Origin of the sequence: Escherichia sp. HH41S (assembly GCF_009820115.1) — a bacterium.
Classification (GTDB): domain Bacteria; phylum Pseudomonadota; class Gammaproteobacteria; order Enterobacterales; family Enterobacteriaceae; genus Escherichia; species Escherichia coli_F.
Genome location: NZ_VNXE01000105.1, coordinates 78,483 through 92,424, shown reverse-complemented (window position 1 = coordinate 92,424; position 13,942 = coordinate 78,483). Strand labels below are relative to the sequence as shown.

At 51.4% G+C, this 13,942-nt stretch carries 13 protein-coding genes; 10 read left to right on the top strand and 3 right to left on the bottom strand.

Going from position 1 to position 13,942, the window contains the following annotated elements:
- Positions 1-43: 43 nt before the first annotated feature.
- The 3 genes from brnQ (at position 44) to malZ (ending at position 4,784) form a co-directional block, all read left to right on the top strand.
- The gene (gene brnQ / locus FQZ95_RS20620) at positions 44-1,363 is read left to right on the top strand and encodes a branched-chain amino acid transporter carrier protein BrnQ (protein ID WP_000149639.1); all 1,320 of its coding nucleotides are present in this window, start codon (positions 44-46) and stop codon (positions 1,361-1,363) included.
- A 75-nt stretch (positions 1,364-1,438) separates the two neighbouring features.
- Complete coding sequence (gene proY / locus FQZ95_RS20615) at positions 1,439-2,812, top strand: proline-specific permease ProY (RefSeq protein ID WP_105278237.1); 1,374 nt, start codon at positions 1,439-1,441, stop codon at positions 2,810-2,812.
- Positions 2,813-2,966: 154 nt separating this feature from the next.
- Entirely contained in the window at positions 2,967-4,784 is a 1,818-nt protein-coding gene (gene malZ / locus FQZ95_RS20610; RefSeq protein ID WP_160530603.1) for a maltodextrin glucosidase, read from the top strand.
- Positions 4,785-4,788: 4 nt separating this feature from the next.
- On the opposite strand, the gene acpH is transcribed toward malZ, so the two are convergent.
- Entirely contained in the window at positions 4,789-5,370 is a 582-nt protein-coding gene (gene acpH / locus FQZ95_RS20605) for an ACP phosphodiesterase (RefSeq protein ID WP_160530602.1), read from the bottom strand.
- A 92-nt stretch (positions 5,371-5,462) separates the two neighbouring features.
- On the opposite strand from acpH, the gene queA reads away from it, so the two are divergent.
- The 6 genes from queA to yajD all read left to right on the top strand — a co-directional run bounded on the left by queA (position 5,463) and on the right by yajD (position 11,403).
- Complete coding sequence (queA, locus tag FQZ95_RS20600) at positions 5,463-6,533, top strand: tRNA preQ1(34) S-adenosylmethionine ribosyltransferase-isomerase QueA (RefSeq protein ID WP_160530601.1); 1,071 nt, start codon at positions 5,463-5,465, stop codon at positions 6,531-6,533.
- A 54-nt stretch (positions 6,534-6,587) separates the two neighbouring features.
- Entirely contained in the window at positions 6,588-7,715 is a 1,128-nt protein-coding gene (gene tgt / locus FQZ95_RS20595) for a tRNA guanosine(34) transglycosylase Tgt (protein WP_000667319.1), read from the top strand.
- Positions 7,716-7,737: 22 nt separating this feature from the next.
- Positions 7,738-8,070, top strand: coding sequence for a preprotein translocase subunit YajC (gene yajC, locus FQZ95_RS20590; RefSeq protein ID WP_000007629.1), 333 nt, complete (start codon positions 7,738-7,740; stop codon positions 8,068-8,070).
- 27 nt (positions 8,071-8,097) lie between these two features.
- Positions 8,098-9,945, top strand: a complete 1,848-nt coding sequence (gene secD / locus FQZ95_RS20585; RefSeq protein ID WP_000934822.1) for a protein translocase subunit SecD — start codon at positions 8,098-8,100, stop codon at positions 9,943-9,945.
- Between the two features lie 10 nt (positions 9,946-9,955).
- On the top strand, positions 9,956-10,927 hold the full coding sequence (gene secF / locus FQZ95_RS20580; RefSeq protein WP_000046637.1) for a protein translocase subunit SecF: 972 nt from the start codon (positions 9,956-9,958) through the stop codon (positions 10,925-10,927).
- A gap of 128 nt (positions 10,928-11,055) precedes the next feature.
- Complete coding sequence (yajD, locus tag FQZ95_RS20575) at positions 11,056-11,403, top strand: HNH nuclease YajD (RefSeq protein WP_000974813.1); 348 nt, start codon at positions 11,056-11,058, stop codon at positions 11,401-11,403.
- A 217-nt stretch (positions 11,404-11,620) separates the two neighbouring features.
- Here yajD and tsx read toward each other — a convergent pair whose 3' ends face one another.
- Both tsx and FQZ95_RS20565 read right to left on the bottom strand, forming a co-directional pair.
- Positions 11,621-12,505, bottom strand: a complete 885-nt coding sequence (gene tsx / locus FQZ95_RS20570; RefSeq protein WP_001295328.1) for a nucleoside-specific channel-forming protein Tsx — start codon at positions 12,503-12,505, stop codon at positions 11,621-11,623.
- A gap of 297 nt (positions 12,506-12,802) precedes the next feature.
- A complete protein-coding gene (locus tag FQZ95_RS20565; RefSeq protein ID WP_160530600.1) occupies positions 12,803-13,342 on the bottom strand; it encodes a DUF3251 domain-containing protein in 540 nt (179 codons plus the stop codon).
- Positions 13,343-13,492: 150 nt separating this feature from the next.
- Between FQZ95_RS20565 and nrdR the strand changes: the two genes are divergently transcribed.
- Complete coding sequence (gene nrdR / locus FQZ95_RS20560) at positions 13,493-13,942, top strand: transcriptional regulator NrdR (protein ID WP_000543535.1); 450 nt, start codon at positions 13,493-13,495, stop codon at positions 13,940-13,942.

Below are 13,942 nucleotides of genomic sequence, written 5' to 3'. Positions count from 1 at the left end.
AAAATTTAACGTTACAACACCACATCCACAGGCAGTATGATTTATGACCCATCAATTAAGATCGCGCGATATCATCGCTCTGGGCTTTATGACATTTGCGTTGTTCGTCGGCGCAGGTAACATCATTTTCCCTCCAATGGTCGGCTTGCAGGCAGGCGAACACGTCTGGACCGCGGCATTCGGCTTCCTCATTACTGCCGTTGGCCTGCCAGTATTAACGGTGGTGGCGCTGGCGAAAGTTGGCGGCGGTGTTGACAGCCTCAGCACGCCAATCGGTAAAGTCGCTGGCGTACTGCTGGCAACGGTTTGCTACCTGGCTGTAGGGCCGTTGTTCGCTACGCCGCGTACAGCCACCGTCTCCTTTGAAGTGGGCATTGCGCCCCTGACGGGTGACTCCGCGCTGCCGCTGTTTATCTACAGCCTGGTCTATTTCGCTATCGTTATTCTGGTTTCGCTCTATCCGGGCAAACTGCTGGATACCGTCGGTAACTTCCTGGCACCGCTGAAAATTATCGCGCTGGTCATCCTGTCTGTTGCGGCAATTGTCTGGCCAGCGGGCTCTATCAGCACGGCGACTGAGGCTTATCAAAACGCCGCGTTTTCTAACGGCTTCGTTAATGGCTATCTGACCATGGATACGCTGGGCGCGATGGTGTTTGGTATCGTTATTGTTAATGCGGCGCGTTCTCGCGGCGTTACCGAAGCGCGTCTGCTGACCCGTTATACCGTCTGGGCTGGCCTGATGGCGGGTGTTGGTCTGACTCTGCTGTACCTGGCGCTGTTCCGTCTGGGTTCAGACAGCGCGTCGCTGGTCGATCAGTCTGCAAACGGTGCGGCTATTCTGCATGCCTACGTTCAGCACACCTTTGGCGGCGGCGGTAGCTTCCTGCTGGCGGCGTTAATCTTTATCGCCTGCCTAGTCACGGCGGTTGGCCTGACCTGTGCTTGTGCAGAATTCTTTGCTCAGTACGTACCACTCTCCTATCGTACGCTGGTGTTTATCCTCGGCGGCTTCTCGATGGTGGTGTCTAACCTCGGCTTGAGCCAGCTGATTCAGATCTCCGTACCGGTGCTGACCGCTATTTATCCGCCGTGTATCGCACTGGTTGTATTAAGTTTTACACGCTCATGGTGGCATAATTCGTCCCGCGTGATTGCTCCGCCGATGTTTATCAGCCTGCTTTTTGGTATTCTCGACGGGATCAAAGCATCTGCATTCAGCGATATCTTACCGTCCTGGGCGCAGCGTTTACCGCTGGCCGAACAAGGTCTTGCGTGGTTAATGCCAACAGTGGTGATGGTGGTTCTGGCCATTATTTGGGATCGCGCGGCAGGTCGTCAGGTGACCTCCAGCGCTCACTAAATCACTGAATATTTGTTTTAACCACGGGGCTGCGATGCCCCGTGGTTTTTTATTGTGTTGATGGGTTAGGAATTGATGGAAAGTAAGAACAAGCTAAAGCGTGGGCTAAGTACCCGACACATACGCTTTATGGCACTGGGTTCAGCAATTGGCACCGGGTTGTTTTACGGTTCGGCAGACGCCATCAAAATGGCCGGTCCGAGCGTGTTGTTGGCCTATATTATCGGTGGTATCGCGGCGTATATCATTATGCGTGCGCTGGGGGAAATGTCGGTACATAACCCGGCAGCCAGCTCTTTCTCGCGCTATGCGCAGGAAAACCTCGGTCCACTGGCAGGTTATATCACTGGCTGGACCTACTGCTTTGAAATCCTTATTGTCGCCATCGCCGATGTGACCGCTTTCGGTATCTATATGGGCGTCTGGTTCCCGACGGTGCCGCACTGGATTTGGGTACTGAGCGTGGTGCTGATCATTTGCGCCGTAAACCTGATGAGCGTGAAAGTATTTGGTGAGCTTGAGTTCTGGTTTTCGTTCTTTAAAGTCGCCACCATCATCATCATGATTGTCGCCGGTTTCGGCATCATCATCTGGGGGATTGGCAACGGCGGGCAACCGACCGGTATCCATAATCTTTGGAGCAACGGCGGCTTCTTCAGTAACGGCTGGCTTGGCATGGTGATGTCGTTGCAAATGGTAATGTTTGCTTACGGTGGGATCGAAATTATCGGGATTACCGCCGGGGAAGCGAAAGATCCGGAAAAATCGATTCCGCGTGCGATTAACTCCGTGCCGATGCGTATTCTGGTGTTCTACGTCGGTACGCTGTTCGTCATTATGTCTATCTATCCGTGGAATCAGGTTGGCACTGCCGGTAGCCCGTTCGTGCTGACGTTCCAGCATATGGGCATTACCTTTGCCGCCAGCATTCTTAACTTTGTTGTGCTGACCGCTTCGCTGTCAGCAATTAACAGTGACGTATTTGGCGTAGGTCGTATGCTTCACGGCATGGCAGAGCAGGGTAGCGCGCCGAAAATTTTCAGCAAAACCTCGCGTCGCGGTATTCCGTGGGTCACGGTGCTGGTGATGACTACCGCGCTATTGTTTGCGGTATATCTGAACTACATCATGCCGGAAAATGTCTTCCTGGTGATCGCTTCGCTGGCAACCTTCGCCACGGTGTGGGTATGGATTATGATCCTGCTGTCGCAAATTGCTTTCCGTCGCCGTTTGCCGCCAGAAGAAGTGAAGTCACTGAAATTTAAAGTACCAGGTGGGGTAGCAACGACCATCGGCGGTTTGATTTTCCTGCTCTTTATTATCGGATTGATTGGTTATCATCCGGACACACGTATCTCGCTGTACGTTGGTTTCGCGTGGATTGTTCTGCTGTTGATTGGCTGGATGTTTAAACGCCGCCACGATCGTCAGCTGGCTGAAAATCACTAATCACTGCGTTCTGTAAGCCGGATCAAGGCAAGCCCTGATCCGGCTATTCCGAAAGTTATCCGCCCCCGTCCTCCTCCCCCAAATATCCTTCAGATGATGAGTGATCCTGCATTAGGCTATGGCAAGGTGATCAGATTTTCATCACAGGGGAATTATGATGTTAAATGCATGGCACCTGCCGGTGCCCCCATTTGTTAAACAAAGCAAAGATCAACTACTCATTACACTGTGGCTGACAGGCGAAGACCCACCTCAGCGGATTATGCTACGTACAGAAAACGATAACGAAGAAACGTCAGTACCGATGCATAAGCAGCGCAGTCAGCCCCAGCCTGGTGTCACGGCATGGCGGGCGGCCATCGATATTTCCATTGGGCAACCCCGGCGGCGCTATAGCTTCAAATTATTGTGGCACGATCGCCAGCGTTGGTTTACACCGCAGGGCTTCAGCCGAATGCCGCCAGCGCGACTGGAGCAGTTTGCCGTCGATGTACCGGACATCGGGCCACAATGGGCGGCAGATCAGATTTTTTATCAGATCTTTCCTGATCGTTTCGCCCGTAGTCTTCCTCGCGAAGCTGAACAGGATCATATCTATTACCATCACGCAGCCGGACAAGAGATCATCTTGCGTGACTGGGATGAGCCGGTCACGGCGCAGGCGGGCGGATCAACGTTCTATGGCGGCGATCTGGACGGTATCAGCGAAAAACTGCCGTATCTGAAAAAGCTCGGCGTGACGGCGCTGTATCTTAATCCGGTGTTTAAAGCTCCCAGCGTACATAAATACGATACCGAGGATTATCGCCATGTCGATCCGCAGTTTGGCGGTGATGGGGCATTGCTGCGTTTGCGACACCATACGCAGCAGCTGGGAATGCGGCTGGTGCTGGATGGCGTGTTTAACCACAGTGGCGATTCCCATGCCTGGTTTGACAGGCACAATCGTGGCACGGGGGGAGCTTGTCACAACCCCGAATCGCCCTGGCGCGACTGGTACTCGTTTAGTGATGATGGCACGGCGCTCGACTGGCTGGGCTATGCCAGCTTGCCGAAGCTGGATTATCAGTCGGAAAGTCTGGTGAATGAAATTTATCGCGGGGAAGACAGTATTGTCCGCCACTGGCTGAAAGCGCCGTGGAATATGGACGGCTGGCGGCTGGATGTGGTGCATATGCTGGGGGAAGCGGGTGGGGCGCGCAATAATTTGCAGCACGTTGCTGGGATCACCGAAGCGGCGAAAGAAACTCAGCCGGAAGCGTATATTGTCGGAGAGCATTTTGGCGATGCACGGCAATGGTTACAGGCCGATGTGGAAGATGCCGCCATGAACTATCGCGGCTTCACATTTCCGTTGTGGGGATTTCTCGCCAACACCGATATCTCTTATGATCCGCAGCAAATTGACGCCCAAACCTGTATGGCCTGGATGGATAATTACCGCGCAGGGCTTTCTCATCAACAGCAATTACGTATGTTTAATCAGCTCGATAGCCACGATACTGCGCGATTTAAAACTCTGCTCGGTCGGGATATTGCGCGCCTGCCGCTGGCGGTGGTCTGGTTGTTCACCTGGCCTGGTGTACCGTGCATTTATTACGGTGATGAAGTGGGACTGGATGGTAAAAACGATCCGTTTTGCCGTAAACCGTTCCCCTGGCAGGTGGAAAAGCAGGATACGGCGTTATTCGCGCTGTACCAGCGAATGATTGCGCTGCGTAAGAAAAGTCAGGCGCTGCGTCGTGGCGGCTGTCAGGTGCTATATGCGGAAGATAACGTGGTGGTATTTGGCCGCGTGCTGAATCAGCAGCGTGTACTGGTGGCAATCAACCGTGGAGAAGCCTGTGAAGTGGTGCTACCCGCGTCACCGTTGCTTAATGTTGCGCAATGGCAACGCAAAGAAGGCCATGGGCAACTGACAGACGGGATTCTGGCTTTGCCTGCCATTTCGGCTACGGTGTGGATGAATTAACCTCTTATAACGCCTTGCGTGACGCCTGCGCCATCATCCGCGGATAAAACTGCCAGAAGCGGGTTTCGAGAGCATCGTAATGGGCGTCTAAATCGTACCAGGAGTCACGCAGGGCATCCAGACGTGGGCGACGGCTTGCCATGCCGTTTAACACGTTCTGGATGAAATCCATATCGCGATAGCGAACCAGCCATTGCTCAGACCATAAGTAATTGTTCAGATTGATAAAGCGTGGTGGTGAGTCTGGAAGAATAGTCATCACTTGCTCCCGGGCATAACAGGTAAATTCCTGTAGCGGAAAGTCCGGTGATAGCTGCGACCAGTGGCGTGAAAGAAAGTGATCCCACATGACATCCAGCGTAATAGGCGCAACGCGGCGAGTTTCACTACGAAACCATTCCCGTGCTTCGCGGACTTCCGGCAGATTGTCAGTCAATACGTCGATACGTCGATGCATATGAATGCCAGCCACGACGTCGGGCGGAAAACTTTCTTCAGGATTTCCGCGTACGAAATCAGCCAGTAAATTACCGGAAAGCGAACTTTCCGCGAGATGGGCTAGATGCAGGTGAGCTAAAAAATTCATCGATTATATTCTATCCAAAGGGGGGTAAAGGTTGCAGGGAGAGCGCCCCGGCACTAGACTACCCGCCTCTTATTTTAGTCTGAGTCAGTGTCATGCGCGTTACCGATTTCTCCTTTGAATTGCCCGAATCCCTGATTGCCCACTATCCAATGCCTGAACGCAGTAGCTGTCGTTTACTGTCGCTGGACGGGCCGACGGGCGCGCTGACGCACGGTACTTTCACCGATTTACTCGATAAGCTCAACCCCGGCGATCTTCTGGTTTTTAATAATACCCGCGTGATCCCGGCGCGTCTGTTTGGGCGTAAAGCCAGCGGCGGCAAGATTGAAGTGCTGGTTGAGCGGATGCTCGACGACAAACGCATTCTTGCGCATATTCGCGCCTCGAAAGCGCCAAAACCGTGCGCAGAGCTGCTGCTGGGCGATGACGAAAGTATCAACGCAACAATGACCGCTCGCCACGGCGCACTGTTTGAAGTCGAATTTAATGATGAGCGTTCAGTATTGGATATCCTCAACAGCATCGGCCACATGCCGCTGCCGCCGTACATCGACCGTCCGGACGAAGATGCAGACCGCGAACTTTATCAAACAGTTTATAGTGAAAAACCGGGCGCGGTAGCGGCCCCGACTGCCGGGCTGCATTTTGACGAACCTTTGCTGGAAAAATTGCGCGCCAAAGGCGTGGAGATGGCGTTCGTAACTCTGCACGTTGGTGCGGGTACTTTCCAGCCGGTGCGCGTCGACACCATTGAAGATCACATCATGCACTCAGAATACGCTGAAGTGCCGCAGGATGTGGTAGACGCGGTACTGGCGGCGAAAGCGCGCGGTAATCGGGTGATTGCGGTTGGCACCACCTCGGTACGTTCGCTGGAAAGCGCGGCCCAGGCGGCGAAAAACGATCTCATCGAACCGTTCTTTGACGATACCCAAATCTTTATCTATCCGGGCTTCCAGTACAAAGTGGTCGATGCGCTGGTGACGAACTTCCACCTTCCTGAATCGACGCTGATTATGCTGGTTTCGGCATTTGCCGGCTATCAACACACTATGAACGCCTATAAAGCGGCGGTAGAAGAGAAATATCGCTTTTTTAGTTACGGTGATGCGATGTTTATCACGTACAATCCGCAGGCAATTAATGAGCGCGTCGGGGAGTAATTCCGCGGCGCTGGTTTAAACGTTGGACTGTTTTTCTGACGTAGTGGAGAAAAAATGAAATTTGAACTGGACACCACCGACGGTCGCGCACGCCGTGGCCGCCTGGTCTTTGATCGTGGCGTAGTGGAAACGCCTTGCTTTATGCCTGTTGGCACCTACGGCACCGTAAAAGGGATGACGCCGGAAGAAGTTGAAGCCACTGGCGCACAAATTATTCTCGGTAACACTTTCCACCTGTGGCTGCGCCCGGGTCAGGAAATCATGAAACTGCATGGCGATCTGCACGATTTTATGCAGTGGAAAGGCCCTATCCTTACTGACTCCGGCGGCTTCCAGGTCTTCAGCCTTGGCGATATTCGTAAAATCACCGAACAGGGCGTTCACTTCCGTAACCCGATCAACGGCGACCCGATTTTCCTAGATCCGGAAAAGTCGATGGAGATTCAGTACGATCTTGGTTCAGATATCGTCATGATCTTTGATGAGTGTACGCCGTATCCTGCTGACTGGGATTACGCAAAACGCTCGATGGAGATGTCTCTGCGTTGGGCGAAGCGTAGCCGTGAGCGTTTTGATAGTCTCGGTAACAAAAATGCGCTGTTTGGTATCATTCAGGGCAGCGTTTACGAAGATTTACGTGATATTTCTGTTAAAGGTCTGGTAGATATCGGTTTTGATGGCTACGCTGTCGGCGGTCTGGCTGTGGGTGAGCCGAAAGCAGATATGCACCGCATTCTGGAGCATGTGTGTCCGCAAATTCCGGCAGACAAACCGCGTTACCTGATGGGCGTTGGTAAACCGGAAGATCTGGTTGAAGGCGTACGTCGCGGTATCGATATGTTTGACTGCGTAATGCCAACCCGCAACGCCCGAAATGGTCATTTGTTCGTGACCGATGGCGTGGTGAAAATCCGCAATGCGAAGTATAAGAGCGATACTGGCCCGCTCGATCCTGAGTGTGATTGCTACACCTGTCGCAATTATTCACGCGCTTACTTGCATCATCTCGACCGTTGCAACGAAATATTAGGCGCGCGACTCAATACCATTCATAACCTTCGTTACTACCAGCGTTTGATGGCGGGTTTACGCAAGGCTATTGAAGAGGGTAAATTAGAGAGCTTCGTAACTGATTTTTACCAGCGTCAGGGGCGAGAAGTACCACCTTTGAACGTTGATTAATATTAATAATGAGGGAAATTTAATGAGCTTTTTTATTTCTGATGCGGTAGCGGCAACGGGTGCACCGGCGCAAGGTAGCCCGATGTCTTTGATTTTGATGCTGGTGGTATTCGGTCTGATTTTCTATTTCATGATCCTGCGTCCACAGCAGAAGCGCACCAAAGAACACAAAAAGCTGATGGACTCCATTGCCAAAGGTGATGAAGTTCTGACGAACGGTGGCCTGGTCGGTCGCGTAACCAAAGTAGCGGAAAACGGCTACATTGCTATCGCGCTGAATGACACCACTGAAGTAGTTATTAAACGTGACTTCGTAGCTGCCGTTCTGCCGAAAGGCACCATGAAGGCGCTGTAATTAAAATTTTTCCCTAAGGGAATTGCCGTGTTAAACCGTTATCCTTTGTGGAAGTACGTCATGCTGATCGTGGTGATTGTCATCGGTCTGCTGTATGCACTTCCCAACCTGTTTGGTGAGGATCCGGCTGTTCAGATCACTGGCGCGCGCGGAGTCGCCGCCAGTGAGCAAACGCTGATCCAGGTCCAGAAAACGTTACAAGAAGAAAAAATAACTGCTAAGTCTGTGGCACTGGAAGAGGGCGCTATTCTTGCGCGCTTCGACTCCACTGACACCCAACTGCGCGCTCGTGAAGCATTAATGGGCGTTATGGGTGACAAATACGTCGTGGCGCTTAACCTTGCCCCGGCAACGCCGCGCTGGCTGGCAGCTATTCATGCTGAGCCGATGAAGCTCGGTCTTGACCTGCGTGGCGGCGTTCACTTCCTGATGGAAGTGGATATGGACACCGCGCTTGGCAAACTCCAGGAACAAAATATCGATAGCCTGCGCAGCGACCTGCGCGAAAAGGGCATCCCGTATACCACCGTTCGTAAAGAAAACAACTACGGCCTGAGCATCACTTTCCGCGATGCTAAAGCTCGTGATGAAGCCATTGCGTATCTGAGCAAGCGTCATCCGGACCTGGTGATTAGTAGCCAGGGCAGCAACCAGCTGCGTGCGGTAATGAGCGATGCTCGCCTGAGTGAAGCGCGTGAATATGCGGTGCAACAGAACATCAACATCCTGCGTAACCGTGTAAACCAGCTTGGCGTGGCGGAGCCGGTGGTTCAGCGTCAGGGTGCTGACCGTATCGTTGTTGAGCTGCCTGGTATCCAGGACACCGCACGAGCGAAAGAGATTCTGGGTGCAACGGCAACGTTGGAATTCCGTCTGGTAAACACCAACGTTGACCAGGCCGCTGCTGCGTCTGGACGCGTACCGGGCGACTCTGAAGTGAAACAGACCCGCGAAGGTCAGCCTGTTGTGCTGTACAAACGTGTAATTCTGACCGGTGACCATATCACTGACTCCACTTCCAGCCAGGACGAATACAACCAGCCGCAGGTTAACATCTCGCTCGATAGCGCTGGTGGCAACATCATGTCTAACTTCACCAAGGACAACATCGGCAAACCGATGGCGACCCTATTTGTGGAGTACAAAGACAGCGGTAAGAAAGATGCTAACGGTCGTGCGGTTCTGGTGAAACAGGAAGAAGTGATTAACATCGCTAACATCCAGTCTCGTCTGGGTAACAGCTTCCGTATCACCGGTATTAACAACCCGAACGAAGCCCGTCAGCTTTCACTTTTGCTGCGTGCCGGTGCGTTGATCGCGCCAATTCAGATTGTTGAAGAACGTACCATTGGCCCGACTCTGGGTATGCAGAACATTGAACAGGGGCTGGAGGCTTGCCTTGCCGGTCTGCTGGTTTCTATTCTGTTTATGATCATCTTCTATAAGAAGTTTGGTCTGATTGCGACCAGTGCTCTGATTGCCAACTTGATCTTGATCGTCGGCATTATGTCGCTGTTGCCAGGCGCAACGCTGAGTATGCCAGGTATCGCGGGTATCGTCTTAACCCTTGCGGTAGCGGTCGATGCGAACGTACTGATCAACGAACGTATTAAAGAAGAGTTGAGCAACGGACGTACTGTTCAACAGGCAATTGATGAAGGTTATCGTGGCGCATTCAGTTCCATTTTCGATGCGAACATCACCACGCTGATTAAAGTCATCATCCTGTACGCAGTGGGTACCGGGGCAATTAAAGGGTTCGCGATTACTACCGGTATCGGTGTGGCGACGTCGATGTTTACCGCGATTGTCGGTACGCGTGCCATCGTAAACCTGCTATATGGCGGCAAGCGCGTCAAGAAGCTGTCAATCTGAGGAGTGCGATGTGGCACAGGAATATACTGTTGAACAACTAAACCACGGCCGTAAAGTCTATGACTTTATGCGCTGGGACTACTGGGCTTTTGGCATCTCTGGTCTGCTGTTGATCGCCGCTATCGTCATTATGGGCGTACGCGGCTTTAACTGGGGGCTGGATTTCACCGGTGGTACGGTTATTGAAATTACGCTCGAAAAACCCGCTGAAATTGATGTAATGCGTGATGCATTGCAAAAAGCCGGTTTTGAAGAGCCGATGCTGCAAAACTTTGGTAGCAGCCACGACATCATGGTCCGCATGCCGCCTGCTGAAGGCGAAACTGGCGGTCAGGTGCTGGGCAGCCAGGTTCTGAAGGTGATTAACGAATCCACCAATCAGAATGCGGCAGTGAAGCGTATTGAATTCGTTGGTCCGAGCGTGGGGGCAGACCTTGCGCAAACCGGTGCGATGGCGCTGATGGCGGCGCTGCTGTCTATCCTCGTGTACGTAGGTTTCCGCTTTGAGTGGCGACTGGCGGCAGGGGTTGTTATTGCACTGGCGCACGACGTTATCATTACGCTGGGTATTTTGTCGTTATTCCATATCGAGATTGACCTGACCATTGTGGCATCACTGATGTCGGTTATCGGTTACTCGCTTAACGACAGTATCGTGGTATCGGACCGTATTCGTGAAAACTTCCGCAAGATCCGTCGCGGTACGCCTTACGAAATCTTTAACGTGTCCTTGACCCAGACGCTGCACCGTACCTTGATCACATCCGGTACTACCTTGATGGTTATCCTGATGCTGTACCTCTTCGGTGGTCCGGTACTGGAAGGCTTCTCGCTGACCATGCTTATCGGTGTTTCCATCGGTACTGCATCATCCATCTACGTAGCATCGGCGCTGGCTCTGAAACTGGGTATGAAGCGCGAACACATGCTGCAGCAGAAAGTGGAAAAAGAAGGGGCGGATCAGCCGTCAATTCTGCCTTAATCAAGTTTCAGCTGATGTTGAAAATCCCGGTCAGAAGATCGGGATTTTTTTTGATGTAAGGTGATTGCGAAAACCCTCCCATCTTGGGAAACTGCGCCTAACCCTACATTTCATCCAGGTAACTTCTCATGGCTATCATCCCAAAAAATTATGCGCGGTTAGAAAGCGGCTATCGCGAAAAAGCATTAAAAATCTATCCGTGGGTGTGTGGACGCTGCTCCCGCGAGTTTGTCTACTCCAATCTGCGTGAACTTACCGTTCACCATATCGATCACGACCATACTAATAACCCGGAAGATGGCAGTAACTGGGAATTGTTGTGTCTCTATTGCCACGATCATGAGCATTCGAAATATACCGAAGCGGATCAGTATGGTACGACCGTTATCGCAGGGGAAGATGCGCAGAAAGATGTCGGTGAAGCGAAGTACAACCCATTCGCTGATTTAAAAGCGATGATGAATAAGAAGAAGTGATAAAAAAATGACGGATACAAAATCCGTTATTTGAGCTTTATGACAAACGCAAAATTGCCTGATGCGCTACGCTTATCAGGCCTACGTAATCTCAGCAATGTATTGAATTTACGTGTTTTTGTAGGCCGGATAAGGCGTTTACGCCGCATCCGGCATGAACAAAGCGCACGTTGTTAACAATCTGAAATGCCGGATACAAGATCCGGCATTTCATTCATCAGAAGTTGTAACCTACTACCAGGTAACCACCCCAGCCGGTAGAGCGAACGTTGAAGTTGCCGTTGCCGAAGTTCAGTTCTGCATCGTCGTTCCACTGACCACCGTCGTGCCAGTAACGAGCTACGACAGAGTAGTGCCAGTGATCGTAGTTCAGAGCCAGAATATGGCTGGAAGCGATGGAGTTATTGGTACGGGTCTTAATACCGTTGATTGCGTTACCGCTGTCATCCCCTAAATCGGAACCCCAGTCGAAGTTGGTGAAGCCGATGTAGCTCAGCTGACCACCCCACAGATCGGTAATCGGCACAAAGTATTTAATTTTGAAACGGTAACCGTCCCACTCGTTTTCATTCGCTGCGCCATAGTTCTGCCACTGGTATTTTGCATAGACGTTCATGGACAGGCTCATCGGCAGGCCAGTATCGATATCGGTACCCAGACCCATGTACCAGGTGCTCTGGCGACCATCTTTATTACGACCCATGTCGTAAATGTAGTTGTTCGCGAAGTACCACTCTTTGAACGGACCAAAGCTAAGGTCAGTATTGGTCAGCTTGTCGATGGAGAAACGTGGTTCGATTTCCATAAACAGCGGGGAACCGTGGTTCCAGATACCTTTTGCATCGGAGTTACCGCCGAAGAATACCGGCGCATCCGCATACCCATAGAAGTCGAACCAGTCTTTTTTAGCGAATGCTTCGTACTCAAGGTAGGTATCGTTGCGGATCTGCGGTCCGAAACGGGTGTGATAGCTTCCGACAACGTTAACGCTCTGGTGCCACCAGTCGGAGAGATACTGCGGTTTGTCGTTTTCAGCTGCGTTAACAGTAAAAGACGAAGAGAGCGCCAGTACCGCACCGGCTGCCAGTAATGTTTTTTTCATATGTATGCCACTGTTTGAAAATCCCTTGCGGGAGTGAAAAAGGCGCAAATTGCGTTTCTAAATATTTCGTATACAGAGGAGCCTATTATAAAAATCATTGCTCACAAAAATATGTTTCGTTTCACAGTTCTATCATTTACGTAATCGATTGCGTTCACGTTTACACACATTCGGGCGGGGATTGTACTGACTTTCACCCTTGTTGCAAACTTTTACTATCAATCTGGGTGATGTAAGCAGAGTAACAAAATGACGGGGAAAGATGTTGCGGGACGCACAAAACGCCCCGCGATACGTTTACTGCATAACAGGTTGAATGTCGTGGATACGTACAAAGCCTAACTGATCCACAGAAATACCCTTTAACTGTAACGGAATATCAACATCGCTGGGGGCGAGGACGCTGGCAGGGGCGTTAATCAATTGATTCTGCACATTGATTTCCTGAAAGTTGTCTATTGTTCCCTGAATTTGCCCATATTCAACAGTTCCGCTGAATGCGGGCAAGGGATCATTCGACTCGCCCTGAATACGTAGCGTCAGGGTGGTGCCATCTGTATCAGGCGTAATATTCACCAGCGACATACGTAAAGTACCGATCTGGCTTTCCAGTCTTGCTGGTATTTTCGCTCCAGGCAGAAGGTAAACCCCACTGCTGGATTTTGCATTCAGCCTGTTTTGCTGAGTGATTTTGACCGTTTCTTTATTGAGTTGCGTCATCTCCTGGTTCAGTGTGCTGACGCTGTGTTTCATCTGCCGCACTTCGCTTTGCTGCACACAGGCGCTAAGGCTGAACAGGCTTCCCAGCAGGAGCAGTCGAAAAACGTTTGTATTCATAGGTCGTCCCTTTCTTATCGCAATAAGCCTAATGGTAGAGGGTAAAAGCAGCGAAAGCATCGATCCTTTATCTCAAAAGCGTTGCGCCTTTGTTGTATCGTCAGTTCAGGGTAAAATAGATTTCTGTTAACCACCTGGTCAGGACGCCGTATGCATTGCCCATTCTGTTTCGCCGTGGACACTAAGGTAATTGACTCTCGTCTCGTAGGCGAGGGCTCATCCGTACGCCGCCGTCGGCAGTGTCTGGTGTGTAATGAACGTTTCACCACCTTTGAAGTGGCGGAGCTGGTTATGCCACGTGTTGTAAAAAGCAATGACGTGCGTGAACCGTTTAATGAAGAGAAATTACGTAGCGGAATGCTGCGGGCGCTGGAAAAACGTCCGGTGAGTTCCGATGACGTCGAAATGGCAATCAATCATATTAAATCGCAGCTGCGCGCCACCGGTGAGCGTGAAGTGCCGAGCAAGATGATTGGCAATTTGGTGATGGAGCAATTGAAAAAGCTCGATAAAGTCGCCTATATCCGTTTTGCCTCTGTCTATCGCAGTTTCGAAGATATCAAAGAATTTGGCGAAGAGATCGCGCGCCTGGAGGACTAA

Bases quoted from the DNA above. Each gene is read 5' to 3' on its own strand.
- nrdR (WP_000543535.1), top strand. From the start codon at position 13,493: ATGCATTGCCCATTCTGTTTCGCCGTGGACACTAAGGTAATTGACTCT.
- acpH (WP_160530602.1), bottom strand. From the start codon at position 5,370: ATGAATTTTTTAGCTCACCTGCATCTAGCCCATCTCGCGGAAAGTTCG.
- proY (WP_105278237.1), top strand. From the start codon at position 1,439: ATGGAAAGTAAGAACAAGCTAAAGCGTGGGCTAAGTACCCGACACATA.
- brnQ (WP_000149639.1), top strand. From the start codon at position 44: ATGACCCATCAATTAAGATCGCGCGATATCATCGCTCTGGGCTTTATG.
- yajD (WP_000974813.1), top strand. From the start codon at position 11,056: ATGGCTATCATCCCAAAAAATTATGCGCGGTTAGAAAGCGGCTATCGC.
- yajC (WP_000007629.1), top strand. From the start codon at position 7,738: ATGAGCTTTTTTATTTCTGATGCGGTAGCGGCAACGGGTGCACCGGCG.
- tgt (WP_000667319.1), top strand. From the start codon at position 6,588: ATGAAATTTGAACTGGACACCACCGACGGTCGCGCACGCCGTGGCCGC.
- tsx (WP_001295328.1), bottom strand. From the start codon at position 12,505: ATGAAAAAAACATTACTGGCAGCCGGTGCGGTACTGGCGCTCTCTTCG.
- queA (WP_160530601.1), top strand. From the start codon at position 5,463: ATGCGCGTTACCGATTTCTCCTTTGAATTGCCCGAATCCCTGATTGCC.
- malZ (WP_160530603.1), top strand. From the start codon at position 2,967: ATGATGTTAAATGCATGGCACCTGCCGGTGCCCCCATTTGTTAAACAA.
- FQZ95_RS20565 (WP_160530600.1), bottom strand. From the start codon at position 13,342: ATGAATACAAACGTTTTTCGACTGCTCCTGCTGGGAAGCCTGTTCAGC.